The following is a 25,052-nucleotide window of genomic DNA, read 5'->3' as shown; positions in this document are numbered from 1 at the left end:
TCCGTCGGGTCACTTGGTCGTCAGGCCGGCCAGCGAGAAGCGCCGCCGGTCGTATGGGACGGAGCAGAGATAGCGGGTGAGCGGCCCGCCATGTAGCCCATCCGCCGCTCTTTTCGTCATCGCCGCCGCATCGGCGGGCGTGCTGCCGGTGAGGATGATGAGGAACTCCTCCCCGCCATATCGAAACCCGGGGGGCGTGCCGGGCCGCGCTGGGTTTGACTTTCCCCTCCAAAGGTCCATGTTCAATTCATGTCCTTCACGGCCATCATCCCGCACATCGGCGTGCATCCGGGCAGCAGCACCGAACGCCTGCCGGCCCTGGGCGGCGCCGTCGCTTAGGCGCCCGACCTAGGGCTCTCCTCCAGCCGGTGATCGCACCGGATGTCTGCAACTTGAACGATGCCGCGCCCTCTCTTCCGGCGCGCCGTTCGCTTGTTTGGAGGTGCATGATGGACAGGTTTCTTGTCGAAGCGGACAGACGGCCCGTCGGCGTCGCGGTACGGGTTCCCGGTGGCTTCCGGTTCTTTTCCTCGGATCCCGAGTTCCGCGCGATGGACAGCAAGATCTTCCCCCGCGCGCGGGCCCTTACCAGCCGGGTACAGCAGCTGGCGCGCATGCGGCGCAGCGGCATTCGCGCGCCGGCCGAACATTGAGGGGGCGGATCATGGATGCGATCTGCCCCACGGCCGTCGATTCCCTGGTCCGGATCTGGACCACGCTTCACGCCGATCTCTCCGTCGAGATCGAGCCGGCGGAGGTGCGCCATCTGCACCGCGTCGTCTTTGGCATGGATGACGAGCTGTTGGCGTGCCTGCTCGCCACCAAGCTTGCCATGTCGCGGCGCCCTCGCAGGAACTGGCCCGGCGATGATCTCGCCCGGTTCGGAAGCGAGATCCTGTTCTCGGTTCAGGGGCGGCAGCATCGCGGCAGGCTGATCCACGGCGCCGCGGACGAGGCCGGCGTGATCGGCATCGAAAGCCGCTATGGCGCCGCGCTCCTCGGCCTGCGTTCCGGCCAGCAGATCCTCTGGCCGCACGCTTCGGGTCGCCTCGTGGAAGTCCGGGTGCTGGAGGTGACGGCACCGCGAATTCTGGGGAGGCCGGATTGCGCCGCTGGCAGGCCGGGGAGGGCCGCGCCATGCGCATCTGGGTAACAAGAACGGCCCCCGAGAATGCAAAAACGGCCGCCAAACTTCGCGATCTCGGGCACGAGCCGGTCTGCGTACCGGTTCTTGATGTGCGCCCCACACCGGCGGAGCCCCCGCTCACGCCGCCCCATGCGATCGTCTTCACCAGCATCAACGGCGTCAGGCACCATCCCCGCCAGACCGCCCTTGTGGACATTCCTGTCTTCGCGGTCGGCGACCGTACGGCGGCAGCGGCCGTGCGCGCCGGCTATGCTGACGTACGCTCCGCCAACGGCGATGTTTTCGCCTTGCAGCGGCTGATCCGCGAACAGCTCCCTGCCCCCGGCCGCCTCGTCCATTTCGGCGCGCGCGACGTCGCCGGCGATCTGCGCGCCATGCTGCGGCGCTTCGGCTATCTGGTTGATCGCAGGGTGGTTTACGCAGCGCATTCGGTGGCGCTGCGCTGGCTGCTGCAGGTGAGAAACGGGCTCGGCTCGATCGACGGCATCGTCGTGCATTCGCCCCGCGCCGCTGATCGGGTGGCGCGGGTGCTCGCCGGCACGACCTGGCGCGGCAAGGTGTGGTGCATCTCGGAAGCCTGTGCCCGCAGGTTCGCCGGCATGCCGGGCGTGCTGACGCGGCATGCGGCGCAACCGAACGAGGCCGCCCTGCTCGACCTGGTTCAACGCGCGGAACCGCCCCGATTGCCGTTTCGCACTCCGCCTTCAGCGGAGGGCTCCCCCTCGCCTGCCCGGCCGGGAAAGCCGGCCAATGACAATGACAGGCCACCCGGCGGCGGCAACGGCAAGGGCTTCGATCCCGGCGAAGGTCCCCCGCCCGCCGCCTGACCTGCAGTCGCAGGGTCCTCGCCCGCCGGGATCCGTGCTACGGCGTGAGCGCCTGCGCCACGCGGCGGCGCAATACCGGCAGCACCTCCGCCTCGAACCAGGGATTGCGCTTCATCCAGCCATTCGACCGCCACGACGGATGCGGAAGCGGAAAGACGCCAGGCAGATGCTGGCTGAACGCCCGCACCCGATCCGTCATCTTGCCCGGCCCCAGCACATGGTTCTGCGCATAGCTGCCGACCAGCAGCGTCAGGCGCAGCTGCGGCAAAAGGTCGAGGAGCGGCCGCCGCCATAAAGTCGCACATTCGCGCCGCGGCGGGGCATCACCGCCCCCGCTCCGGCCGGGATAACAGAACGCCATCGGCACGATCGCTACGCGGCTGGCGTCATAGAATATGTCGTCCGGCACGCCCATCCAGCGCCGCAGCTGTTCGCCCGACGCGTCGGAAAAGGGCACGCCGCTCTCATGCGCACGCGTACCCGGCGCCTGGCTGGCGACCAGCAATGTCGCGCTCGCCGACACCTGCAGGATCGGTCGTGGCCCGAGCGGCAGGTCGCGGCAGGCGGTGCACGCCCGCACCCTGCGCAACAGTTCAGGAAGATCGTTCGCAGGATCGGAGACTGCCATTCTGCGGCTCGATGTGGGGGCATGGGGGCGCGTTCGCCACCGTCTCTCACACGGCGGCTTCGCACCTCGCCTGCACGCCCACTTGCGCCCGGTGCCACGCGACGACAAAGTATCGCCAATGGCGGCGCCCGCGAAGGCATGCCGCGCACAGGCCGGGCGGGATCTGCCGATCACTGACCTGAGCCACGGGAGGGGTATCGGCAATGACCGAAGACATTCTGGATCCGGATCTGCGCATCATCGATCCGCATCATCACCTCTGGGATTTCTCCCCTGCGCTGCCGCGAATGCCGGAGATCGCCCATCCCTTTGGCCGTATCACCCGGCAGAGCCCGCGCTACTTGTTCGACGAGCTGCTCGCCGACTGCCGCGGTTCCGGGCACAATGTGATCGGCACCGTCTTCCTTCAGTGCGGCGCCTTCTATCGCGCGGACGGCCCAGTCGAGCTGAAGCCCGTGGGTGAGGTCGAGTTCGTCAACGGCGTCGCGGCCCAATCGGCCAGCGGGATCTACGGCCCGTTCCGCGCCTGCGCCGGGATCGTCGGACAGGCCGACCTGACGTTGGGCGCGCGCGTCGGCGCGGTGCTGGACGCGGAGATCGCCGCTGGCAACGGGCGCTTCCGCGGCATCCGGCATATCGGAGCGCATGATCCCGATCCGGAAGTGCTTGGCCCCTTGGCGCATGCACCGGCCGGTCTCTACTCGGACCCAACCTTTCGCGAAGGCTTTGCGGAACTCGGCAAACGCGGGCTGACGTTCGACGCATGGGTGGTGGAGCCGCAGATTGGCGACGTAACGTCTCTCGCCCGCGCCTTTCCCGAACAGCCGATCGTGCTGGATCACGTCGGAACGCCGCTGGGCCTTGGCACCTATGCCGGCCGGCATGACGAGCGTTTCGCCGCGTGGAAGACAGCCATCGAGGAACTGGCGACCTGCCCGAATGTCACGGTCAAGCTGGGCGGGCTTGCCATGCCCTTTTGCAAGCTGGGTGAGCTCGGCCCCGACAACCGCACCACCTCCGCACGGCTGGCGGAGCTGTTCCGCCCCTATGTGGAAACGTGCATCGCCGCGTTCGGGCCCGCCCGCGCGATGTTCGAAAGCAACTTCCCGGTCGATCGCTGGGGTGCCGATTACGGCACGCTGTGGAACGCTTTCAAGCTGGTAGCCAAGGGGGCCAGCGCCGACGAAAAGCACGAACTGTTCGCCGGCGCCGCCGCTCGCTTCTACAAGGTCGAGGATCTGCTCGCCTGAAAACATAGCTCGCGCGGGCACGCGGCAACCGCGCGCACTGCTTCCCTGGTGCCGCTGGAACGGGACGTGCCGTTCCAAGCCGCGCTAATGTCAGTCACAAGTTACGTAGCGGGAGTCAGCTGCGCGCGGCTCACGGCCAGTTCGTCCTTGCGAAACGGCTTTGTCAGCCGCGGCAGGTCCGGGTCGACCCCCTCGGTTTCGGCATATCCGGAGACCAACAATACCGGCGTAAGAGGCCGGGCGGCCCGCACCTCGCGAGCCAAGTCGGTGCCACTTAGGCCGGGCATCAGGTGATCGGTCACGAGGAGGTCAAAAGGCTCGTTGCCCCGTAGCAAGGAAAGAGCTTCCTCTCCTGATGACGCTTCGATCACCGCATAGCCGAAATCTCCGAGCATATCGGCCGTGCTCATGCGGACCAGCTCTTCTCGGCGCGCGCTGTCGACCGCCACTTTCACCCGTTCGCCAACTTCGCGGAAAAGCCCCCCTCGGAGGACGTCCATGTGCGAGGGGTAGCGCTTTGCGGGGCGAGCAGGCTTACCCAAGGCCCTTTTTCGAACAGGACCACATCGAAATAGGCGCCGACTTGCCGCGCCTGGAGCCCTGCGCGGGCTTGCTTATTAAAGCGCGGATCCGTGCGAAGGTCGTCGACCTTGACGATCGGGCATTCGCGGTAGGCGAGTGTGGCCATGACTCCAATGCGCCGAGCGGCGAGGCGGACCAGTCATGACTCGCGATCATCCGCCCGTTCCCTCCGCCGAACACGCCCAGTCGGTCAGAGAAGGTGTAGGCCCCGGTTGAGCCCGGGGCGGTCCTTTCCGGGTCGTTCCCGGGCAGAAAGCTACTCATTGGCCATACACTTACCGCAGGACGTCGGCGCAGTCATGGTCGAAGCGTCTCGCACCGGTGGCTATCGAGGCAAGTGGTTGAGCCTCTGTCCGCCCCTGATGTCGTACGCGCCACGGCACGAAGGTTTAGGCAAACGTCGCCCTGGTTTCGCTGCCGGCGTTAGGGCTCGTGGCATTCGCCTGCCGCGACCCGCGTCAGGAACGGCATGCCTTTACGGGCTGGCATGAACCTTGACGCGCTTGACTGCGCACCGTCATGCAAGCCGCGGAGCGAGCCGGCTGCACGCTCCAAGACTGGAGTACGACAGGGCGCGACGAATGCAGGATGGCTCAACAAGGCGCGTCAGGGAGGAACGGGAACTCGTTCGATCGATACGGCTGTCCCCGATCGCTTCGATCGTCACCGATCCGAAGGCGCCAGACAATCCGATCATCGCCGCGAATTGTTCCTTCGAGCAGCTGACCGGCTACACCGAGGCAGAGCTACTCGGCCGGAACTGCCGTATTCTCGCGGGGCCCGAGACGTCACGCGCGCAATCGGCATCGCTCAGCCGCGCTGTCGCGTCGGGCACACCTGCCGTGGTCGAACTGGTCAATTATCGTAAAGACGGCAGCGCGTTCCTGAACGCAGTGATGGTTGCTCCTCTCTTCGACGAAGAAGGCAACCTAGCCTACTTCGTTGGCAGCCAGATGGAAGTCAGTGGCACGCAGCCCGGCGAAGCCCGGGCAATGGCGGTGGAGCGGATAAGCGGCCTGACCAATCAGCAACGCGCCGTGCTGCGGCTGATGGCACAAGGCATGCGCAACCGCCAGATCGGTGAGGCCCTTGGCCTGGCCGAGAAGACCATCAAGATGCATCGCGGCGCCCTGGTGAAGCGCCTGGGGGTATCCACAGCGGCTGAAGCCATGCGCGTAGCGATCGAGGCGGGCTTGTAAGCGTTGGAAGACGCTCGGGAAGATGCATGCGAAATCCCGTTGCACGCTCCTCTCGACCCACTATGGACTTTGGTCTGGGGTGTGAGCCGGGAAGCTAACACGGGAACAGATCTTGCCGACGTCCGAGTTCCAAAAGCAGCCACCTGCGGAAACGTTTCAGCGGCTCGTCGACGCGGTCACTGACTACGCGCTCTACATGCTTGATCCGGACGGGCGCATTGTGACCTGGAACGCGGGCGCTGCGCGATCCAAGGGCTATGCTCCGGACGAGATCATCGGCGAACATTTCTCGCGCTTCTTCACCCAGGAGGACCACGATGCCGGCCTCCCCGCTCTGGCGCTTGAAGCGGCAGCACGAGAAGGTCGCTTCGAGGCGGAAGGCTGGCGTGTTCGCAAGGACGGCACCCGTTTTTGGGCGAACGCCATTCTCGACCCCATTCGCGATGATGCCGGCCAGCTGATCGGCTTCGCCAAGATCACCCGCGACATCACCGAACGCAAGGAGCGCGAGCGGGCCCTGCGCGAGAGCGAGCGTCGCTTCCAGCTGCTCGTCGGGTCGGTCGACGATTACGCCATCTACATGCTCGACCCTCAAGGGCACGTCGCTACATGGAACGCCGGCGCGCGTCGTTTCAAAGGCTATGAGGCCGAGGAGATCATCGGCGAGCATTTTTCCAGGTTTTTCCTTCCGGAGGACCGACGCGACGGCCTTCCCGCCCGCATCCTCAAGACAGCGTTTGAACAGAAGCGCTTTGAGATGGAGGGCTGGCGGCTGCGCAAGGACGGTACGAAATTCCTCGCGCATGTCGTGGTGGACGCCATCCACGAAGATGGCGAGTTCGTCGGCTTCGCCAAGATCACCAGGGATATCACTGACAGGCGGCGCCTCGAGCAGGAGACCTACGATAGCGCGCTGCAGCTTCGTATGCTCGTTCAGGGGGTGCGCGATTACGCCATCTACATGCTCGATCCGCAGGGGAGGATCACGAGCTGGAACTCGGGGGCACGCGCCATCAAGGGCTATGAGGAAGACGAAGTGCTGGGTCAGCACTTCTCGCTCTTCTACACGGAGGACGATCGAGCGCTCGGCAAGCCTGCGATAGCGCTGGAAACCGCGTTGCGCGACGGCAAGTTCGAGGCCGAGGCGCGCCGCGTTCGTAAAGACGGGTCGCTATTCTGGGCGCACGTCCTCATCGACCCGATCTACAACGAAGCCGGCGAGCACGTCGGCTACGCCAAGATCACCCGCGACATTACGGAGCCCAAGCAGGCTGAGGCTGAGCTTCGACAAACCCAGGAAGCGCTGCTCCAGTCGCAGAAGCTGCAAGCGCTCGGTGAACTCGCGGGCGGTATCGCGCACGACTTCAACAACCTGATGACGGTCATGCACGGCTCGGCGGATTTCATGTTGCGCCAGCCTGACCTGCCGGTCGACAAGCGCAACCGCTACCTGAGCGTCATGCTGGAGACGGCAGAGCGGGCAACCAGCCTGACCTCTCAACTGCTCGCCTTCGCGCGCCGCCAACCGCTCGAGCCCGAGGTCATCGACCTCAGCGTGCGCCTGGATGCCTTGAGCGAGATGCTCCAGCGCACGCTCGGCAGCCTCTATGATCTGAAGCTAGATCTCGCGCCAGCCCTATGGCTGGTCGAGGTCGACCCTACGGGGCTCGAAGCCGCCCTGCTCAACGCGGTACTCAACGCACGCGATGCCATGCCGGACGGTGGGCGGATCACCGTCGCAACCAGAAACGTCACGCGCGACGAAGCCGAAGGTGTCACGCTGTCGATCAGTGATACCGGCCACGGGATCCCAACCGAAACGCTCCAGCGTGTCCTTGAACCCTTCTTCACAACCAAGCCCACGGGCAAAGGAACCGGCCTCGGCTTGTCTCAAATCCATGGCTATGCCGTTCAATCTGGCGGATCGGCCAAGCTGGAATCCGAGGTAGGGCGCGGCACCACGGTCGAACTTTGGCTCCCCCGCACGAGCAAGCAGCGGCGCGGGGATGCTTCGCCTACCGGCCAGGCCGTGGTCCCGCCGGGGCTCAGGGTTCTCGTCGTGGAGGATAGTGAGCACGTTCGTTACTTCGCACGACAGTTACTCGATGATCTCGGCTGCGTGGTCATCGAGGCGACGGACGGCGACGAGGCGCTCGAGCTCATGAAGCATCATTCGGTAGATCTGGTATTCTCCGACATCGTGATGCCGGGAATGAGCGGCCTTGATCTGGCGAAGCAGATCAGGGAGGCCTACGGAGACGTGCCCGTGCTCCTGGCCAGCGGCTACAGTAGCAAGCAGTTCATACCGAAGAACGAGCGAGAGTTTCCGATCCTCCGCAAGCCGTACAAGATCGAGTCGCTTACTGCAGGAATAAACCAGCTTGTGGGGCCCACCTCTCCTCCCGAGTGAGGCCGCTGGAACAAGCGCGGGCTTACTGAGTGAGGCGAACCTCGATGCGGCAAAGTCGAAGGATGCGGGTTGATCATCAGCGTCTTCGAACGCCCGGAGGTGCAGCCATGGAAGGCGCAGACCCATATCGCCTTCGTGGATACAGTGATATGCTCGCGCAGGAAGGCGCGCACGGCTTCGAGCTTCTCCACAAGCCATATTCGATCGAGGACCTGGCCCGGGTTCTACGCCGCATGAGCAGATGAGCTCTTGCCAAAAAATACCAGCTGGTACAGAAAACCAGTTGACGCAGAGCAGCACGATTTCTATACCATGCGGTATTGAACGAGCGCCGTCTTGGTGCTCCTGCCGAAAGGGCGCTGAAATGCTTCCTTGTTCCAATGGGGCCGCCGCCGGGCCGTAGCCCGCGCGTTCCCATCCTCATCTTCTCGCGACCTGCCGGCTGCGCGCTCTGCGTGGCGGTGATCGCTCCTGCGCGTGTCAGCCGCTGATCCGGATTGCCGGAGGTTCGCGCGCGCCCATCAGACAAAGGGGAATTTTCATGGCCTATCTCGCGTTCGACGCGTTCGGTGCCGTCCAGAATGCCGCAACTGCGGGTCGGGAGACCGGCGCTCGTCTTTCGCCGCTCGAATGGGCAGTGGTGGTGCTGGCGCGCCGCGACACGCCGGCATCGCTGCGGGAGCCGGGGCGGCTCTCCGTGGCGCTCGGCAACCTGTTCGGCCGGCGACCCAATCCGCGCCTTGCCGATCCTCGGCTGGAGGCGCTGCGACGGCTCGCCGTGCTGACGTGGCAGGACCGCAACACCGTGCCGGAACGCGAGATGGCGGACTTCCTCGCCGCCGGCTTCACCACTGGCCATTATCACACCATGCTCGCCAGCATCCGCATGGCGACGTTCAACAAGGCGCAACGCGCATGAACATGCACAGCAGGATCGAGGCCGCTGCCGAAGTGACGTCTCCCATTGAACGGCGGCCCGCCAGATGGCGGATCGGCGCGGTGATGGCCGCGCCCGTGCTGGCCATTGCCGCTGCCGGCATCTTGCTCAACCGCGAACAGCCGGCGGTTGCCGCACCCCCGCCCGCCACCGTCACCGCGGCAACACCGCTCGTCCGCACGATCACCGAGTGGGACGATTATGTCGGCCGGTTCGAAGCCAGCAACTCCGTGGAGGTGCGGCCACGCGTCTCGGGCGCCATTACGGCCGTTCACTTCACTGATGGCGCCATCGTGAAGAAGGGCCAGTTGCTGTTCACCATCGATCCGCGCCCATTCACGGCCGCGCTGGCGGAGGCGCAGGCCGGGCTCGCCACGGCGCAGAGCGAAATGGCGCTCGCCCGCGCCAATCTCGACCGCGCAAACCGCCTCGTTGCCGACGATGCCGTGTCGAAGAACGACCTTGATCAGCTCGGCGCGCGGGTCCGCGCGGCAAGCGCCGCGCTTGCGGCCGCACAGGCGCGCGTGCGTGCCCGGGCGCTGGACGTGGAGTTCACGCAGGTGCGCGCGCCGATCAGCGGCCGCGTCTCGGATCGCCGCATCGACGGCGGCAATCTGGTCGCTGGCGGAGACACCAGCGGAACGTTGCTTACCACGATCAACGCTCTCGACCCGATCCATTTCACCTTCGACGGCTCGGAAGCCCTGTTTCTGAAGTCGAAGCGGGCGCAGGCATCGGGCGCCGCCCCATCGACGGTCGAGATCAAGCTTCAGGACGAAGGCCAATATCGCTGGTCCGGCCGGCTCGACTTCACCGACAACGCGCTTGATCCGCGCTCGGGCACGATCCGCGGACGCGCCGTGTTGCGCAATCCGGACATGTTCCTGACACCCGGCATGTTCGGCAACATGCGGCTGGCGAGCGGCGGTGCGGCCCCGGCGATGCTGGTGCCCGACGCGGCGGTGCAGACCGATCAGGCGCGCAAGACGCTGCTGACGGTCGGCGCCGACGGCATTGTTGCGGCAAAGACGGTGAAGCTCGGCCCGGTGGTCGACGGCCTGCGGGTGGTGCGCAGCGGTCTGGAGCCCAGCGACCGCGTCGTCATCAGCGGAACGCAGATGGCGATGCCAGGGACCAAGGTTCAGGTGCGCGTTGGCCGAGTTACGCCGACACGCGAAACGGCATCCGTCACGATCGGTGAGGGCACCATCCCCGGCCAGGCAACCTTGGCAGCGCGGTAGAGCCGCCCCCGAGCGGTCCGCAACGAACGGACCCATGATCTAGCTCGGCTCTCAAAGGCCGATCCCTTCCATCCTCGTTTCCGGGGAGCCTGCCATGCGCCTGTCGCGCTTCTTTATCACTCGCCCGATCTTCGCGGGCGTCATCGCGGTGATCATCACCATCATCGGTGCGATCGCTTATTGGCAACTGCCGGTCGCGCAATATCCCGACATCGTGCCGCCGACCGTCACGGTGACGGCGACCTATCCCGGCGCATCCGCCGAGACCGTGGCGGAAACCGTCGCCGCGCCGATCGAGCAGGAAATCAACGGCGTCGACAACATGCTGTACCAGTCGAGCCAGTCGACCGGCGACGGCGTCGTCACCATCACCGTCACCTTCAAGATCGGCACGGACCTCGATGCCGCGCAGGTGCTGGTGCAGAACCGCGTCGCGGTGGCCGTGCCGCGCCTGCCCGAGGAGGTGCAGCGGCTGGGCGTCGTAACGCGCAAGACCTCGCCCGACTTCCTGATGGTGGTGAACCTCATCTCGCCCGACGGGTCACTCGATCGCGGCTACATTTCCAATTACGCGCTGACGCAGGTGCGCGACCGGCTTGCCCGTATCGACGGCGTCGGCGATGTGCGCCTGTTCGGCAGCCGCGATTATGCCATGCGGGTGTGGATCGATCCCGGCCGCGCCGCCGCGCTGAACCTCACCGCGGGCGACATCGTCTCCGCGTTGCGCGCGCAGAACGTGCAGGTCGCCGCGGGCACATTGGGCCAGCCGCCTTATGCGCAAGGCAATGCCTTCCAGCTTAACGTCGAGACGCAGGGGCGGCTCGTCGATCCGGCGCAGTTCGCCGACGTGATCGTGCGCACCGACGCCGATGGCCATCAGGTGCGCGTGCGCGATGTCGCCCGCGTCGAGCTTGGCGCGCAGGACTATAATTCGAACACCTATCTCTCGGGCCAGCCGACCGTCATCGCGGCGGTGTTCCAGCGCCCGGGCACCAATGCGCTCGCCGCCGCCGAAAAGGTGACGGCGGAGATGGAGGCGATGGCCAAGTCCTTCCCCAAGGGCCTGGAATATCGCGTGATCTACAACCCGACCGAATTCATCGCGCAATCGGTGGATGCGGTGATCGATACCTTGTTCGAGGCGATGATCCTCGTCGTCCTCGTGATCCTGGTGTTCCTGCAGAAATGGCGCGCGGCGATCATTCCGATCGTGGCGATCCCGGTGTCGCTGGTCGGCACGTTCGCGGTGCTGGCGGCGTTCGGCTATTCGCTCAACACGCTGTCGCTGTTCGGCCTGGTGCTGGCGATCGGCATCGTCGTCGACGACGCGATCGTCGTAGTCGAGAATGTCGAGCGCAACCTCGCCAATGGGCTGACACCGCTGGAGGCGGCGCGCACGTCGATGGACGAAGTGTCCGGCGCGCTGGTCGCGATCGTGCTGGTGCTCTGCGCGGTGTTCGTGCCGACCCTGTTCCTCACCGGCATGTCGGGGGCGTTCTATCAGCAGTTTGCGGTCACGATCGCGACCGCGACGATCATCTCGCTGATCGTGTCGCTCACCCTGTCGCCCGCGCTCGCCGCGATCCTGCTGAAAGGGCATGAGGCGGAAGGGCACGGCAACCGCGTGACCCGCGCGCTTGCCCGCGCCGGCGACTGGTTCAACCGCGGGTTCGAGCGGATGAGCGATCGCTATGCGCGGCTCACCGACCGGCTGGTGCGCCGGCCCAAGCGGATGATGCTGACTTATGCCGGCCTCATCGCCGCGACGGGGGCGGTGTTCTGGGCGACGCCGACCGGCTTCATTCCGGCGCAGGACCAGGGCTATTTCCTCACCGTCGTTCAGCTGCCCGCCGGCGCCTCGGTCGAGCGCACCGATGCGGTGGTGCAGAAGGTGGCAAAGCGGATCCTGCCGCTCGCCGGGGTTAAGGGCGTCGTCATGCTCGCCGGCTTCGACGGCCCGTCGCAGACGCTCGCGCCCAACACCGCCGCCGCCTACGTTCCCCTCAAGTCCTTCGAGGAGCGCGCCGAGCTTGGCGTCACCTTCGCCGGGCTGATGGACGAGGCACGCAAGGTGACGGCGGACATCGACGAGGCGCGCATCCTCGTCATCCCGCCGCCGCTGATCCAGGGCATCGGTTCTGCCGGCGGCTATCGCATGATCGTGCAGGATCGTGAGGGCGCTGGGTACCAGAAGCTGGGCGAGGAAACCCAGAAGCTGATCGCCAAGGCGAACGAGACGGAAGGGCTGGCGCAGGTCTTCACCTTCTTCGACACCGCCACGCCACGCATCTTTGCCGATATCGATCGTGCCAAGGCCGACATGCTGGGCGTGCCGCCGGAACGCGTGTTCGAGGCGCTGCAGGTCTATCTCGGCAGTGCGTTCGTCAACGACTTTAACCTGCTCGGCCGCACGTATCGCGTGACCGCGCAGGCCGACGCGCCGTTTCGCTCGACCCCGGCGGATATCGCCAACCTCAAGACGCGGTCGAACGCCGGCAGCATGGTGCCGATCGGATCGGTGGCCAATTTCGAGGACAAGACCGGGCCGTACCGCGTCACGCGCTACAACCTCTTCCCGGCGGTCGAGGTCGATGGCGACACCGCGCCCGGCTATTCCTCGGGTGCCTCGCTGGTCGCGATGGAGAAGCTTGCCGCCGAGACGCTGCCCAAGGGCTATGGCACCGAATGGACGGGCATCGCCTTCCAGGAAAAGGTGGCGGGCAGCACCGCGGGGATCGTCTTCGCGCTGGCGGTGGTGTTCGTCTTCCTGGTGCTGGCGGCGCAGTATGAAAGCCTGTTCCTGCCGCTGTCGATCATCCTGATCGTGCCGATGTGCCTGCTTGCGGCGATGATCGGCGTGAACCTGCGCGGCATGGACAATAACGTCCTGACGCAGATCGGGCTGGTCGTGCTGATCGCACTGGCGGCCAAGAACGCGATCCTGGTGGTCGAGTTCGCCAAGCAGGCGGAGGAGCAGGAAGGCCTGTCGCCGGTCGAGGCGGCGGTGCGCGCGGCGCAGGACCGGCTTCGTCCGATCCTGATGACGAGTTTCGCCTTCATCCTGGGCGCGGTGCCGCTGCTGATCGCCACCGGCGCCGGCGCGGAGCTTCGCCAGGCGCTGGGCACGGCGGTGTTCTTCGGGATGATCGGCGTCACCGGCTTCGGCCTGATCTTCACCCCCACTTTCTACGTCGTCTGCCGCGGGCTGGCGGAGCGGATCGGGCGCGGCCGTCGCCGCCCCGCCGCCGATACCGACCCCGCGCTGCAGCCGGCCGAATGAGGAGCGAAATGATGCTCATGCACTTCACCAAGTTGATGGTGGCTGCGTCCGCGCTGACGCTGGCGGCCTGCGCGACCGGGCCGGATTATGCCCGGCCTGCCACCCCGGCCGCTGCTGCCGCGCCGTTCGTATCGACCAGCCCGGCCGTCTCGACCGCCGCGCCGGCGGAGGATTGGTGGCGGCTGTACCAGGATCCGGTGCTCGACGGGCTGATCACCGACGCGCTGGCGGCGAATACCGACGTGCGCGTCGCGGTCGCGCGGCTCGCCCGAGCACGCGCAGCGCTGCGGGAGGTGCGCAACGATCGCCTGCCGCAGGCCAATGTCGGCGCCGGCGCGACCTACAACCGCTTCTCCCAGGTGCAGCGCGCACCGGGCATCGACAGCGAAAGCTGGCTGACCGATGGCGGGCTGGACGTCTCCTATGAGGTGGACCTGTTCGGCCGCGTCAGCCGCAACGTCGAGGCGGCGCGCGGTGACGTCGGCGCGGCGGAGGCGGATGCCGACGCAGTGCGCGTGTCCGTCGTCGCCGAGACGACGCGGGCCTATGCCGATACGGCATCGGCGGCCGAGCGGCTGGCCGTGGCGGAGCGGATCGTCGCCTTGCTCGATCAGTCGCTGCGCGTGACCGAGCGGCGCGTCGAGGTGGGCATGACGACGCCGCTCGACGCGACGCGCATCGCCGCGCTGCGCGACCAGCGGCGCGCCGACGTGCCGACGATCGCCGCCGAGCGGCAGGCGGCGCTGTTCCGGCTGGCAACGCTGACCGGGCGCACGCCGCAGGAGCTGCCCCCGATCGCCGCGCAGCGGGACCGGATGTTGCGGCTCGATCAGCCCATTCCGGTGGGTGACGGGGCAGGGCTGCTCGCCCGCCGGCCCGACGTGCGTGCGGCCGAACGGCGGCTCGCCGCGGCCACCGCGCGGATCGGCGTCGCGACGGCGGATCTCTATCCGCGCATCACGCTGGGCGGATCGATTGGCCAGACCAGCACGGGGCTGGGCAACCTGTTCGGTGGCGGGCCGCTCAACTGGCTGATCGGGCCGCTGCTGAACTGGAACCTCAATCAGGGCCGCGCACGGGCGCGGATCGCCGGGGCGGAAGCGGACACGCAAGCCGCGCTCGCGACCTTCGACGGCACCGTGCTGACCGCGCTGGAGGAAACCGAGACCGCTCTGTCCAATTACAAGCAGGCGATCGAGCGCCGCGCGGCACTAAGTCAGGCGCGCGAGGCGGCGGAGCGGGCGGCGCGGATTACCCGCGCCCAGCGGCGCGAGGGGCAGATCGACAGCCTGTCGCAGCTCGATACCGAACGCACCTTTGCCGATGCGGAAGCCGCGCTCGCGCTGGCGGACGCGCAGATCGCGCGTGCCCAGATCGATGTGTTCCGCGCGCTGGGTGGCGGGTGGCAGACCGCTGATGGCGGCAGCAGTGTCGAAACTGCCGCCATATCCGCGTCCACGCCCTAGCCGGCTCGCGCGCCCACCCGCCGTCGCCAGTGAAGAAGGCCGGTCACGAACAGGATGGCCGGCACCAGCCCCAGCAGCACGGCAAGGACGCGCGTCGCCATCCCGCCGATCGTCCCGTCATGAAGGGTGCGGACCCACAGCAGCACCGCCGCGCCAAGATTGCTCCGCCGCACATCATGCACCGCCAGCACATGGCCGGCGCGGCGATCAACGAAGACGAAGCTGCCGGGAAAGCGCGAATGCGGGTCGCCCGGCACCTGGTAGCGCGCGCGGATCGGGGCATTACCGTCGACTGGCACGTCAACGAACACCAGCCGCCCGTCCGGCAGCGCGCGCTGCGCGGCGGCGAGTGCCCGGGCGATGGACACCGTCCGACCCTCACCGCCGCGATTAGCGGAAACCGGCGCCGGCACCGCGGTGGGCGCCAGCAGCGCCTGCGTCACCGCTGGCAGCGCCAGCAGCACCCCCGTCGCCACCAGTATCAGGAGCAGCATCATGCTCCACACCCCGAACAGCTTGTGGATATCGCGCAAGCGGCGGATCGGCGCGGCATCACGCTTGAACGCCAGCGCCTTCCGCCAGCTGCCGCGCGGCCACCAGGCGAACAGGCCGGACAGCAACAGCAACAGCATGGCAACACCGGACCACCCGACGATCTGATGCCCGACGTCGCCGGCGAGAAGCTGCATGTGCAGTTGATACAGCCAGCTCATCAGATAGCCGCCCCATGGCTCGGCGCGCAGGATATGGCTCCCATCGGCGGAAAACCAGACCATCAACCGATCCGCATGATGGCCGGGGGCGGGGTAATAGCGCGCCGGTATGGCGCCCCCCTCCCCCGTCACTTCAAACGTCCACTTGCCGCCAGGATGGTGCCAGCGCGCGCTGCCCGTCGCGAGCGCCCGATCCCACACGGGGGATTGGATGCCCGGCGCGGGGGCGCCATCGCCGGCTTGCACCACCGGATGAAGCGCCGCGTCGATGCCGGTGTAGAAGACCAGCGCCGAGCCGGTGATACCGAGCAGTACGAACAGCAGCCCGAGCGTCAGGCCAAGCCACAGGTGCACGCGCCGCACCAGAACGCGGGCGCGCGAACCGAAGGCCGACACGGGCGGCCACGGGTGCGAAGCCATCGGCACCCTCAGAACCGCGCCGCCAGCGACAGCTCGAACGATCGCGGCGCGCCGATATAGACGTTGGTGGCGGGGTAACCGGAATATTCGCCATAAAAGGCATTCGTCAGGTTGCGGCCGCGCAGGGTCAGCGTCGCTTCCGGCGCGACCGGCACGGAAAGGCTCGCGTCCACCACCCGGTGGCCAGCAACCCGGATCGTATTCGCCGTGTCGGTGTAGAAGGCGCTGGCGTGGCGCAGGAACCCGCCCAGCGTCACCTTGCCGGCGATTGTATAGAGCGCGGAGGCATTCAGCGTCGTAGACGGCACGTTGATCGGGCGATTGCCCGCGCGGTCGATCCGCACGCCGCCGATCAGCTCGGACAGCTCGTCATATTGCGCGTCGGTGTAGGATGCGCCCGCCGACAGGCGCAGCGCCTTCACCGGCGAAATTACGGCGGTCACCTCCAACCCTTGCGAGGATTGTCGCCCGCCTTGTACGGTCAGCGTCGGATTGGCGGGATCACGAGTCAGGATATCGCGCTGTTCGATGCGATAGGCGGCGCCCGTCACGCTGGCCCGCCCGCCCCATCCGCTCGCCTTGAACCCCGCTTCATAGGCCCGACCCTTGGTCAGTCGGAACCGGCTGTTGGCGATCGACGCCAGCAGGATCGAGGACACGGGTGAGACGGCGGTCGTATATTGGGCATAGAGCGTCAGCCCCGCCGCCGCATCCCACGTGGTGCCCGCCCGCCAGGAAACCGGGTTGAAGGTGGGGCTGTTGCGATCCACCGCTCCGGTCACGTTCTGGATCGTGGCGCGGCGCAGCGCGATATAATCCCAACGCACACCGCCGACCAGCAACCACTTGGGCGTCAGGTTCAGCGCATCCTCCGCAAAAACCGAGGTCTGCCGCAGCCGTGAATCAAATGTGACATTGCCGCTGGTGAAGATTGCGGTGCCCGTCGGCAGCGGCACGATTGCGGGATCGCGCACGTCCACCTCGGGCAGCGCGGTTGTGGGCGCCTGTTGCCGCAGACTGACGAAGTCGGTTTCGTTATGCTCCACGCCCAGGGTGAAGCGATTGCGGAAGGCTCCGATACGGCCATCGTTGCCGACAACGCCCCGCGCATTCCAGAACTGATGATCGTGGCGGAAGTCCTGATAGCTTTGCCGGAAGCTCCCAACGGGAAAGGCGGCGCTAGGCGCGACGAAGCTCTGGCTGTCCGCCAGCAGGAAGGCCCGGTCGGCGGTATAGCCGGTCACGTCCAGCGCCACGGACCAGCCATCACCCACTGCCCAGTCCAGCCGCGAGCGGACGGTGGTTTCGTCGGCTCCGGAATAGGCGCCCCGGGGATTGTAATTGCGCCGCCGAAGCGCGCGATCCGCGATCAGGCCGCTGTCGCTCCGCACCGCATCGGTCGGGCGCAAGGCATAGCGTTCTGGGATCAGCGGCAGGCCCTGGTAAGTGGACGTGTAACGGTCTTCGAAATGATCAACCGCCACCAGCAGCGACAATCGATCACTCGGCCGCCAGAGCGCGCTTGCCGTCAGCCCGGCAGAGAACGTGTCGTTATCCTCCACGTCGTAGAGGCTGTCGGACCGTTGGTAGCTGGCATCGGCGCGCACCGCGAGCGTTGAGGACACCGGCAGGTTCACGCCGCCAGCCGCGAACAGCGTGTCGAAGCTGCCGACCGAGACCAGGCTGTCGAGGCGCCTCTCGCCCAGCACCGGCTTGCGCGTTACCTTGTTGATGACGCCGGCCAGCGCGCCCTCGCCATACAGGACGGACGCTGGCCCCTTCAGCACCTCGACCCGGTCAAAGTGCCAATTGTTGCTGTCCCGCTGAACCACTGTGGAGGTAGAAACGCGCACTCCGTCCTGCAGGATCGACACGCTGTTGCCGGCAAAGCCGCGCAGTGACACGACGGCGGGATTCCCCGGCACGTTGCCGGCGATGGCGCCCACCACTTGGTTGAACGTCTCGCGCGCCGTGCGCACGCCCTGGAGCTGGAGATCGTCCTGCGTCAGCACTTCGACGCTGGCTGGGGTTTCGCGAACCGACAGGCCAAGCCGGCTGCTCGCCTGCGGCCGCTCGTCAAGGCGCAGAGGATCGCGCTGGCCGGTGACGATGATCGCGGCGCCGTTGCCCTCTTCGGAATCGGCCGGCCGCGCACTGGCGGCGACCGGAAACAACAAGCTCGATGACAGGGCCAAGGTCAGGCAGGGCGCGGCAACGCCCGCCAACAGGTGGGAACGGAACATGGACATACCTTTGACCGGCCCAGCGCCTATGGCGTGGGCCGCAGTTCATGGACGCGCCTGTTGCAGCAACGGCGCGAAACGACAGGTCAGAGGTAGGCTGGTGGCCCTCTCAGCGGCGGCCGCAGGTAGCCATCGCGCGCAGGCGTCGGCAGGACGACCGGCACAAAGCCGATCGCCAGCACGAAGGCGATCAGTGCGGCAAGCTGGATCGGATCGATGGCGCCGAGCGCCGCGGCCGAAAGCCCGGCAAAGGCGCAGGGCATCTTTGCCCAGCTATGATCGCCCGATTGGTCGTGGTGATCTGCCTTGGCATGGTCGTGCATGGATGCATGTTCCGCCATGTCGCCATGCGTCGCGGCAGCGGCAGCCACCGGCGCGGGACGCTGGACCACGCCCGAACATTCGATGATGGCAAGGCGCCCGTGATCAGCCTGGATCATGTAGCCGGTCGGCACCAACAGCTTCAGCACCAGCGCTGCCCCGCAGATCAACAGGGCAAGATGGCGTTGCGCAAGAAGGAGCCGGATGGCCTGCACTGGCTCGCGGTATCGGCATCGGGCACCCGTGTCACTTGGACATTCTGCCCAACCGCCTCCTCCGCCGCAGCGCTGCCCGCTCCCCTGTCGCCCGCCTCACGGCGGCATCAGCCCGTCAGCAGCCGAGCTGGTCGGCCAGGTCGATCAGGCTGTCCGCCGACCATTCCCAATCCTGCGCCAGCTTCGCATCAGGCGCGGGCCGGCCGCCATATTCCATCGGCCGGGCAATGAACGCGGTTTTCAGCCCTGAGGCGCGCGCGGCGGCAAGGTCGCTGTGATGCGCGGCGACGAGGCATATCTCGCCGGGTGCGAGGCCCAGGACCTCCGCCGTGCCGAGATAGGCGCGGGAATCGGGCTTGTAGGCGCGGGTGACTTCCGCCCCCATGATCGCATCCCATGGCAGCCCGCCGCGCCGCGCCATCTCCAGCATCAGCGCGATATTGCCGTTCGACAGCGTGACGATCGGGAAGCGGCGCTTCAGCCGGGTCAGCCCCTCGACCGAATCCGGCCATGGCGCGAGACGGCGCCAGGCGAAGGTCCAATCCTGCAACAACGCTGCATCCAGGGTGGCGGGATCGATCCCCTCGTCCCGCAGCCTCTCTTCCAGCATTTCCCGGTGCAGCACGTCGAGAATGGTGAAGTCCCGGCCCGATTTCGCATAGGCGGCCATGCCGGTCAGATAGCGGCGGCGCCAATTGTCGGTGAACGCGGCCGGATCGATCTCCGATCGGCCGATTTGCGCCAGAAACGATCCGGACTCAGCCGAAATGCTGCTGCGCCAATCCACGACCGTGCCGAACACGTCGAACGCAAGCACCCCTGGTAAGTCGTTGGCCGCCATCGATCCCCTCGCGTCCGGTGTCGACGCGTCGCCACGCGCCTTCCCGAACGGGTGCTAAGGGCGACGCGCCCCGTGGACAAGCCGCGCCGATCCCGCCACTCCGTTGCCCGGCAACAACAAGGCAGGTCTGGATGGCGTTCACGGCAACAATCCTTCTGCTCGGCTCGGGCGAGCTTGGGCGCGAGTTCGTGATCTCGGCAAAGCGGCTGGGCTGCTATGTCATTGCCTGCGACAGCTATGACGGCGCGCCGGCGATGCAGGTGGCGGACGCGCGGGAGGTGTTCTCGATGCTCGACGCCGACTTGCTGCGCGCGGCAGTCGAGAAGCACCGGCCCGATTTCGTCGTGCCTGAGGTGGAGGCGATCCGCACCGAGGTGCTGGCCGAGCTGGAAGCGGCGGGGACGACGATCGTGCCATCCGCGCGCGCGACAATGATGACGATGAACCGCGACGGCATCCGCGAAGTCGCCGCCGTCGAACTGGGGCTGCGCACGTCGCGCTATCGCTATGCCGAGACGCTGGACGAGGTGCGCGCGGGCGCGGCGCACACCGGGCTGCCGTGCGTGATCAAGCCGGTCATGTCCTCATCAGGCAAGGGGCAGAGTACGGTTCGCAGCGAGGCGGAGCTGGAGGCGGCGTGGGACTATGCCGTCGCTAATATGCGGGGCGACCGGGCGCGGGTGATCGTCGAGGAGTTCGTCGATTTCGACTATGAGATCACGCTGCTGACGGTGCGTACGCGCGAGGGCGTCGTCTTCTGCCCGCCGATCGGCCACCGGCAGGAACGCGGTGATTATCAGGAAAGCTGGCAGCCCGCCGCCATGTCGAACAAGGCAATCGCCGACGCGCAGGACATGGCGCGCAAGGTAGTCGATGACCTGGGCGGTTATGGCCTGTTCGGGGTCGAATTCTTCGTCAAGGATGACGAGGTGATCTTCTCCGAACTGTCGCCGCGGCCCCACGACACTGGGATGGTGACGCTGATCTCGCAATCGTTGAGCGAGTTCGACCTGCACGCCCGCGCGATTCTGAGCCTGCCGATCCCGACGCTGACCAGCTACGGCCCGTCCGCCTCCGCGGTGATCCTGGCGGATCGTGCGTCGGACACGGTGCGCTATGACGGCCTTGCCGAGGCGCTGGCGACGCCGGGGGGCGAGGTGGACGTGCGGATCTTCGCCAAGCCGACGACGCGGCCCTATCGCCGCATGGGCGTGGCGCTGGCACGCGCCGCAACTACCGACGGGGCCCGGCGCATCGCGGCGGAGGCGGCGTCAAAGGTGCGGCTCAGCTACGATCCTGCATGACCATTTTTCCGCGGTTCACCTGCTGCTGCTGATCTTTTGGGGGGAGAAAGAATATGCGTCCGAGCCGATCTGTTGCCGCCGCGCTGGCGACCGCCATGCTCACGTCGCCCGGCCTGGCGCTCGCGGGTAAACCGAGCACCACAGCACCTGCGGCCAACCCTGCGGATGATGGCGCCAAGGGCCGGCTGAAGGCGGATGCGATTGCCGGCGTCGAGCGCCAGACAAAGCTGGTGCAGGAGATGGTGGATTCTGTCTTCAGCTTCGCCGAACCGGGCTTTCAGGAATTCCAGACCATGGAATATCTGACCGGGATCCTTGCGAAGAATGGTTTCAAGATCGAGCGCGGCGTCGCCGGCATCCCCACCGCCTGGACGGCGACATGGGGAAGCGGGGGGCCGCTGATCGCCCTGGGCAGCGACGTGGATGGCCTGCTGGGGCTGAGCCAGGTGCCGGGGTCGCCGGAATTGAAACCGCAGGTCGAAGGCGCGCCCGGCCATGGCGAGGGGCATAATTCCGGCATGCCGCTGGTGATCGCTGCTGCGATCGCCGCCAAGCAGGTGATGGAGAAGAACAAGATTCCGGGGCGGCTGATGCTGTGGCCGGGCATCGCCGAGGAGCTGCTCGGCTCCAAGGCCTATTACGTGCGCGCGGGCCTGTTCAAGGACGTGGACGCGTGCATCTTCACCCATGTTTCCAGCGAATTCAGCACCGGCTGGGGCGACATGGGCAATACCGGCATGGTCTCGGTCGAATATACCTTTCGCGGCAAGACTGCCCATTCCGCCGGCATGCCTTGGGAAGGACGCAGCGCACTGGACGCCGTGGAGCTGATGAACGTCGCCTGGAACATGCGGCGCGAGCATCTGCCACTGACCCAACGATCGCATTATGTCGTCACCGAAGGCGGCGGCCAGCCTAACATCGTGCCCGGCAAGGCCAGCGTCTGGTATTATTTTCGCGACAAGGATTTCGCGAGCGTTCGCACCCTGTTCGACACTGGCAACACCATCGCCAAGGCGGCGGCGATGGGAACGGGTACAACGGTCACACAGCGTACTTTGGGCTATGCCGCGCCCAATTTCGGGAACAAGCCGCTCGCGGAAGCGGCGTGGGCCAACATCAAGGCCGTCGGCATGCCGCAATGGACCACGGGCGATCAAACCTTCGCGAAGTCGGTGCAGCAGGCCAATGGGCGCGAGTTGAAGCCGCTTGCCGGCGAGGTGGCGCCGCTCTCCACGCCGGACACGAGGGAGAAATCCATGGGTGGCGGGTCGGACGACATCGGCGACGTGATGTGGACGGTGCCGACGATCACCGTGCGCTACCCATCGAATATCCCCAACATGATCGGCCATAACGTGCTGTCAGCGATCGCCATGGCCACCCCGATCGCTCACAAGGGCGCGGTGCAGGGCGCGAAAGCGGTGACGGCGACCATTATCGACCTGGTGACCACGCCATCACTGATCGCGGAGGCCAAGACGTTCCAGCAGACCGTTCAGTTCAAGGACCAGAAATACGATCCCGTACTGACCGCGACCGATCAGCCGGCAACTCATCTCAACGCCGATCTGATGGAGCGAATGCGGCCGAAGCTGAAGCCGTTCTATTATGATCCGGCCAAGCACCGCAGCTACCTGGAGCAGATAAAGGTCGCTTATCCCGAACAATAAGTCGCTCGCCTGCCCCCGCGCCACTCTCAACTGGCGCGGGGATCCAGCGAGCGGACGACGTCATGTAAGTTCATTGTTCACTATTGCTGGGAATGGTGCGCCATGGCCCAGGCATCCCGTTTTACACCTTCCTCGATCCTTCTCCTTGCCGGCATCATTGGCGTGGCGGGCGGCATCGGCTCCGTCGCGGCAACGCCAGAGGGCCGGAAGATCGTGAGCGAGAAGGCGAGCGGCCTTGCCATTGCGACCGGCCTGAAACGGGCCCGCGAGCCGCAACCCGGTGATTATTGGCGCGGCTGCAACGAAGCGCGCGCTGCGGGTTCCGCGCCCATCTACCGGGGTGAACCAGGCTATCGCCCGGCGATGGACGGGGACAATGATGGGATCGCGTGCGAGCCTTATCATTAAGGTGATGTGGGCGGCGGGATTGCCGCTTCAGATGAGTGTGCCGCCTTCCGAACCGCCCATCGGCCCTGCCATCACCAGCCGACCGTCGAGCAGCTCGATCCGGCGGCGGCAGCGCGCGGAGATTCGCTCGTCGTGAGTGGAGATCAGGAAGCAAGTGCCAGTTTGCGCGTTGATCGCGCCGATCAGGTCCATCACCTGGTCCGCGGACTCCCGGTCGAGATTGCCGGTCGGCTCATCGGCAAGCACCAGCGCGGGACGGTTCATCAAGGCGCGTGCCACGGCAACACGCTGCCGCTGTCCGCCCGACATGGCGGCAGGGCGATAGTCGCGCCGTGCCGCCAGACCAACGGCTTCCAGCAGCTCGCCGGCACGGTCCCGCATCGCCGGCGTTTCCCGCCCGGCCTGAGCCGCGGCAGGCATCATGACGTTCTCCAGCGCGGTCAGATCGGGCAGCAAATGGTGAAATTGAAACACGAATCCGATGTTTTCGGCCCGAAACCGCGTTTTCTCGGCCTCGCTTGCCGTGGCGAGATCGACACCCAGCATCCAATGCTCGCCTCTGGTCGGCTGAAGCAGCGTGCCGAGGATCGTCAGCAGCGTGCTTTTGCCCGACCCGGATGGTCCAAGCAGAGCGGCAAGCTCGCCTCGCGCCAGATCGAGGTCGATGCCGTAAAGAACGGTGGCAGCGGCTTCGCCCTCGCCAAAGCGTTTCACCAACTGGCGAACGGAAAGTAGCGGCGCGTCGGTCATTGCCCGATCGCCTCCACCGGATCGATCCCCGCCGCACGTCGCGCGGGCAGCACGGAAGCGAGCGCGGCGGCGAGCGTGGTCAGCACGATGGCGAGCAGGAACTGGCCCTGTGCCCGGTCGACCGGCAAGCCACCGGACTGAACCTGCTCGATCGGCGGAAATGGCGCCAGCGCCGCCCAGGCGACCGCGGCGCCAAGCACTGCGCCGCTGGCGCCGATCAGCGTTCCTTCCAGCACGAAGATGGTCGTCACCAGTCGCTTGCCTGCGCCCATGGCGCGCAGGATGCCGATCTCGCTGCGGCGGCGGACGATCGACAACAGCATGGCACTGGCGATGCCAACCACGATGGTAATCAGCGCAAAGGCCTTGATGATCGTGCCGGTCCGCCCCTGCGCATTCAGCGCCTCGAACAATTGGGCGTTATCCTCGGTCCAGGGCGTTACCTTGAGCCCGGTGGCGCGCCGCAGGGTAGCGGCGATCTGCGGCGCGTTTTCCACCGGCATCACCTTTGTCTCGATGCGCGAAATGCCGCTCGGCAAGTCGAACAGCGCCCGCGCGGCAACGAAGTTCATGTACAGTGCCTGACGATCCGCACTGGCGATACCGAGCGAGAAGATACCGCCGATGCGAAAGCTGCGTTCGCGTCCGCGATCGGAAACGAGGCGCAGCACCTGACCGACGCGAACGCCCAGGTCTTCCGCCAGCGTGCGACCGATCAGGATGCCGTCCACTGGCAGATCGGCACTGCCGCTGACGATCGCACCGCGGATGTTGGCAATTGCCGAAAGGTTGCCGGGCGTAACGCCAGTGACGCCGACCGGTGCGATCGCCTGGCCGCGCTCGATATAGGCGCTGCCGCGGATTTGCGGAGACACGGCCGTGATGCCGTTGGTGCTGGCGATGACCGGAAGGAACGGCTGCCACACGGCAATCTGTTCGCGTCGACTGAGATCCTTTTGCACGACTGCCTGGGCCGCCGTTCCGCCGAGCGGCGCCGGGTCGCAATCGCGCATTTCAAGCGTCACATGGGAAATGCTGCCGACGGTGCGCTGCGTGAGCAGGGTTGCGAGGCCGCCGATCAGTGCGCTCATGAAGATGAACACCGTGACGCCGAGCGCCACGCCAACGGTCAACAGCGCCGTTTGCCCAGGGCTGGACAGGAGGTGCCGAAACGCAATCTTGGCGGCGTAGCGCATC

Annotated in this window: 23 protein-coding genes; 13 read left to right on the top strand and 10 right to left on the bottom strand. The window is 66.5% G+C overall.

Features of this window, described 5'->3' with window-relative positions; translation table 11 throughout:
- Window positions 1-9 precede the first annotated feature (9 nt).
- A complete protein-coding gene (locus tag LK535_RS13800) occupies window positions 10-240 on the bottom strand; it encodes a GGDEF domain-containing protein (RefSeq protein ID WP_227772506.1) in 231 nt (76 codons plus the stop codon).
- Window positions 241-449: 209 nt separating this feature from the next.
- Here LK535_RS13800 and LK535_RS13795 point away from each other — a divergent pair, with 209 nt between their 5' ends.
- The 3 genes from LK535_RS13795 to LK535_RS13785 are packed head-to-tail and all read left to right on the top strand — an operon-like array spanning window position 450 to window position 1,974.
- Entirely contained in the window at window positions 450-653 is a 204-nt protein-coding gene (locus LK535_RS13795) for a hypothetical protein (protein WP_227772505.1), read from the top strand.
- A gap of 11 nt (window positions 654-664) precedes the next feature.
- The gene (locus tag LK535_RS13790) at window positions 665-1,153 is read left to right on the top strand and encodes a hypothetical protein (RefSeq protein ID WP_227772504.1); all 489 of its coding nucleotides are present in this window, start codon (window positions 665-667) and stop codon (window positions 1,151-1,153) included.
- A complete protein-coding gene (locus LK535_RS13785; RefSeq protein ID WP_227772503.1) occupies window positions 1,138-1,974 on the top strand; it encodes a uroporphyrinogen-III synthase in 837 nt (278 codons plus the stop codon). Before LK535_RS13790 ends, LK535_RS13785 begins: the two co-directional genes overlap by 16 nt.
- 37 nt (window positions 1,975-2,011) lie before the next feature.
- Here the strand turns inward: LK535_RS13785 and LK535_RS13780 are convergent, their stop codons facing one another.
- On the bottom strand, window positions 2,012-2,602 hold the full coding sequence (locus tag LK535_RS13780) for a uracil-DNA glycosylase family protein (RefSeq protein WP_227772502.1): 591 nt from the start codon (window positions 2,600-2,602) through the stop codon (window positions 2,012-2,014).
- Window positions 2,603-2,805: 203 nt separating this feature from the next.
- Between LK535_RS13780 and LK535_RS13775 the strand changes: the two genes are divergently transcribed.
- A complete protein-coding gene (locus LK535_RS13775) occupies window positions 2,806-3,852 on the top strand; it encodes an amidohydrolase family protein (protein ID WP_227772501.1) in 1,047 nt (348 codons plus the stop codon).
- A 101-nt stretch (window positions 3,853-3,953) separates the two neighbouring features.
- On the opposite strand, the gene LK535_RS13770 is transcribed toward LK535_RS13775, so the two are convergent.
- Window positions 3,954-4,262: a response regulator gene (locus LK535_RS13770; RefSeq protein ID WP_227772500.1), complete on the bottom strand. Its 309-nt coding sequence runs from the start codon at window positions 4,260-4,262 to the stop codon at window positions 3,954-3,956.
- Between the two features lie 41 nt (window positions 4,263-4,303).
- Window positions 4,304-4,540 carry a hypothetical protein gene (locus LK535_RS13765; protein WP_227772499.1) on the bottom strand — a complete coding sequence of 79 codons (237 nt, stop codon included), beginning with the start codon at window positions 4,538-4,540 and terminating at the stop codon, window positions 4,304-4,306.
- 475 nt (window positions 4,541-5,015) lie between these two features.
- On the opposite strand from LK535_RS13765, the gene LK535_RS13760 reads away from it, so the two are divergent.
- The 6 genes from LK535_RS13760 (at window position 5,016) to LK535_RS13735 (ending at window position 14,967) form a co-directional block, all read left to right on the top strand.
- On the top strand, window positions 5,016-5,633 hold the full coding sequence (locus tag LK535_RS13760) for a response regulator transcription factor (RefSeq protein WP_227772498.1): 618 nt from the start codon (window positions 5,016-5,018) through the stop codon (window positions 5,631-5,633).
- Window positions 5,634-5,745: 112 nt separating this feature from the next.
- On the top strand, window positions 5,746-8,043 hold the full coding sequence (locus LK535_RS13755; protein ID WP_227772497.1) for a PAS domain-containing sensor histidine kinase: 2,298 nt from the start codon (window positions 5,746-5,748) through the stop codon (window positions 8,041-8,043).
- 541 nt (window positions 8,044-8,584) lie between these two features.
- Window positions 8,585-8,962 carry a hypothetical protein gene (locus LK535_RS13750; protein ID WP_227772496.1) on the top strand — a complete coding sequence of 126 codons (378 nt, stop codon included), beginning with the start codon at window positions 8,585-8,587 and terminating at the stop codon, window positions 8,960-8,962.
- Window positions 8,959-10,221, top strand: a complete 1,263-nt coding sequence (locus LK535_RS13745) for an efflux RND transporter periplasmic adaptor subunit (RefSeq protein ID WP_227772495.1) — start codon at window positions 8,959-8,961, stop codon at window positions 10,219-10,221. Before LK535_RS13750 ends, LK535_RS13745 begins: the two co-directional genes overlap by 4 nt.
- 94 nt (window positions 10,222-10,315) lie before the next feature.
- On the top strand, window positions 10,316-13,501 hold the full coding sequence (locus LK535_RS13740; protein WP_227772494.1) for an efflux RND transporter permease subunit: 3,186 nt from the start codon (window positions 10,316-10,318) through the stop codon (window positions 13,499-13,501).
- 11 nt (window positions 13,502-13,512) lie between these two features.
- Window positions 13,513-14,967, top strand: coding sequence for an efflux transporter outer membrane subunit (locus LK535_RS13735; RefSeq protein ID WP_415837139.1), 1,455 nt, complete (start codon window positions 13,513-13,515; stop codon window positions 14,965-14,967).
- Here LK535_RS13735 and LK535_RS13730 read toward each other — a convergent pair.
- From LK535_RS13730 to LK535_RS13715, 4 genes are all read right to left on the bottom strand, one after another.
- Window positions 14,964-16,100 carry a PepSY-associated TM helix domain-containing protein gene (locus LK535_RS13730; protein ID WP_227772492.1) on the bottom strand — a complete coding sequence of 379 codons (1,137 nt, stop codon included), beginning with the start codon at window positions 16,098-16,100 and terminating at the stop codon, window positions 14,964-14,966. The genes LK535_RS13735 and LK535_RS13730 overlap by 4 nt on opposite strands.
- An 8-nt stretch (window positions 16,101-16,108) precedes the next feature.
- Entirely contained in the window at window positions 16,109-18,343 is a 2,235-nt protein-coding gene (locus tag LK535_RS13725; RefSeq protein WP_227772491.1) for a TonB-dependent receptor, read from the bottom strand.
- 86 nt (window positions 18,344-18,429) lie between these two features.
- Entirely contained in the window at window positions 18,430-18,879 is a 450-nt protein-coding gene (locus LK535_RS13720) for a hypothetical protein (protein ID WP_227772490.1), read from the bottom strand.
- Between the two features lie 115 nt (window positions 18,880-18,994).
- Window positions 18,995-19,720, bottom strand: a complete 726-nt coding sequence (locus LK535_RS13715) for a haloacid dehalogenase type II (protein ID WP_227772489.1) — start codon at window positions 19,718-19,720, stop codon at window positions 18,995-18,997.
- A gap of 131 nt (window positions 19,721-19,851) precedes the next feature.
- Between LK535_RS13715 and purT the strand changes: the two genes are divergently transcribed.
- From purT to LK535_RS13700, 3 genes are all read left to right on the top strand, one after another.
- Window positions 19,852-21,024, top strand: a complete 1,173-nt coding sequence (gene purT / locus LK535_RS13710; RefSeq protein ID WP_227772488.1) for a formate-dependent phosphoribosylglycinamide formyltransferase — start codon at window positions 19,852-19,854, stop codon at window positions 21,022-21,024.
- A gap of 53 nt (window positions 21,025-21,077) precedes the next feature.
- A complete protein-coding gene (locus LK535_RS13705) occupies window positions 21,078-22,697 on the top strand; it encodes an amidohydrolase (protein ID WP_227772487.1) in 1,620 nt (539 codons plus the stop codon).
- Between the two features lie 102 nt (window positions 22,698-22,799).
- The gene (locus tag LK535_RS13700; protein WP_227772486.1) at window positions 22,800-23,105 is read left to right on the top strand and encodes an excalibur calcium-binding domain-containing protein; all 306 of its coding nucleotides are present in this window, start codon (window positions 22,800-22,802) and stop codon (window positions 23,103-23,105) included.
- Between the two features lie 27 nt (window positions 23,106-23,132).
- Here the strand turns inward: LK535_RS13700 and LK535_RS13695 are convergent, their stop codons facing one another.
- Both LK535_RS13695 and LK535_RS13690 read right to left on the bottom strand, forming a co-directional pair.
- On the bottom strand, window positions 23,133-23,855 hold the full coding sequence (locus LK535_RS13695; RefSeq protein ID WP_227772485.1) for an ABC transporter ATP-binding protein: 723 nt from the start codon (window positions 23,853-23,855) through the stop codon (window positions 23,133-23,135).
- Entirely contained in the window at window positions 23,852-25,051 is a 1,200-nt protein-coding gene (locus LK535_RS13690) for an ABC transporter permease (RefSeq protein ID WP_227772484.1), read from the bottom strand. The genes LK535_RS13695 and LK535_RS13690 overlap by 4 nt, the downstream gene beginning before the upstream one ends.
- Window position 25,052 lies beyond the last annotated feature (1 nt).

It is taken from the genome of Sphingomonas sp. IC4-52 (assembly GCF_020707225.1).
Taxonomy (GTDB): domain Bacteria; phylum Pseudomonadota; class Alphaproteobacteria; order Sphingomonadales; family Sphingomonadaceae; genus Sphingomonas.
The sequence above is the reverse complement of the archived record's forward strand: the minus strand, read 5'-3'. Positions and strand labels throughout refer to the sequence as shown.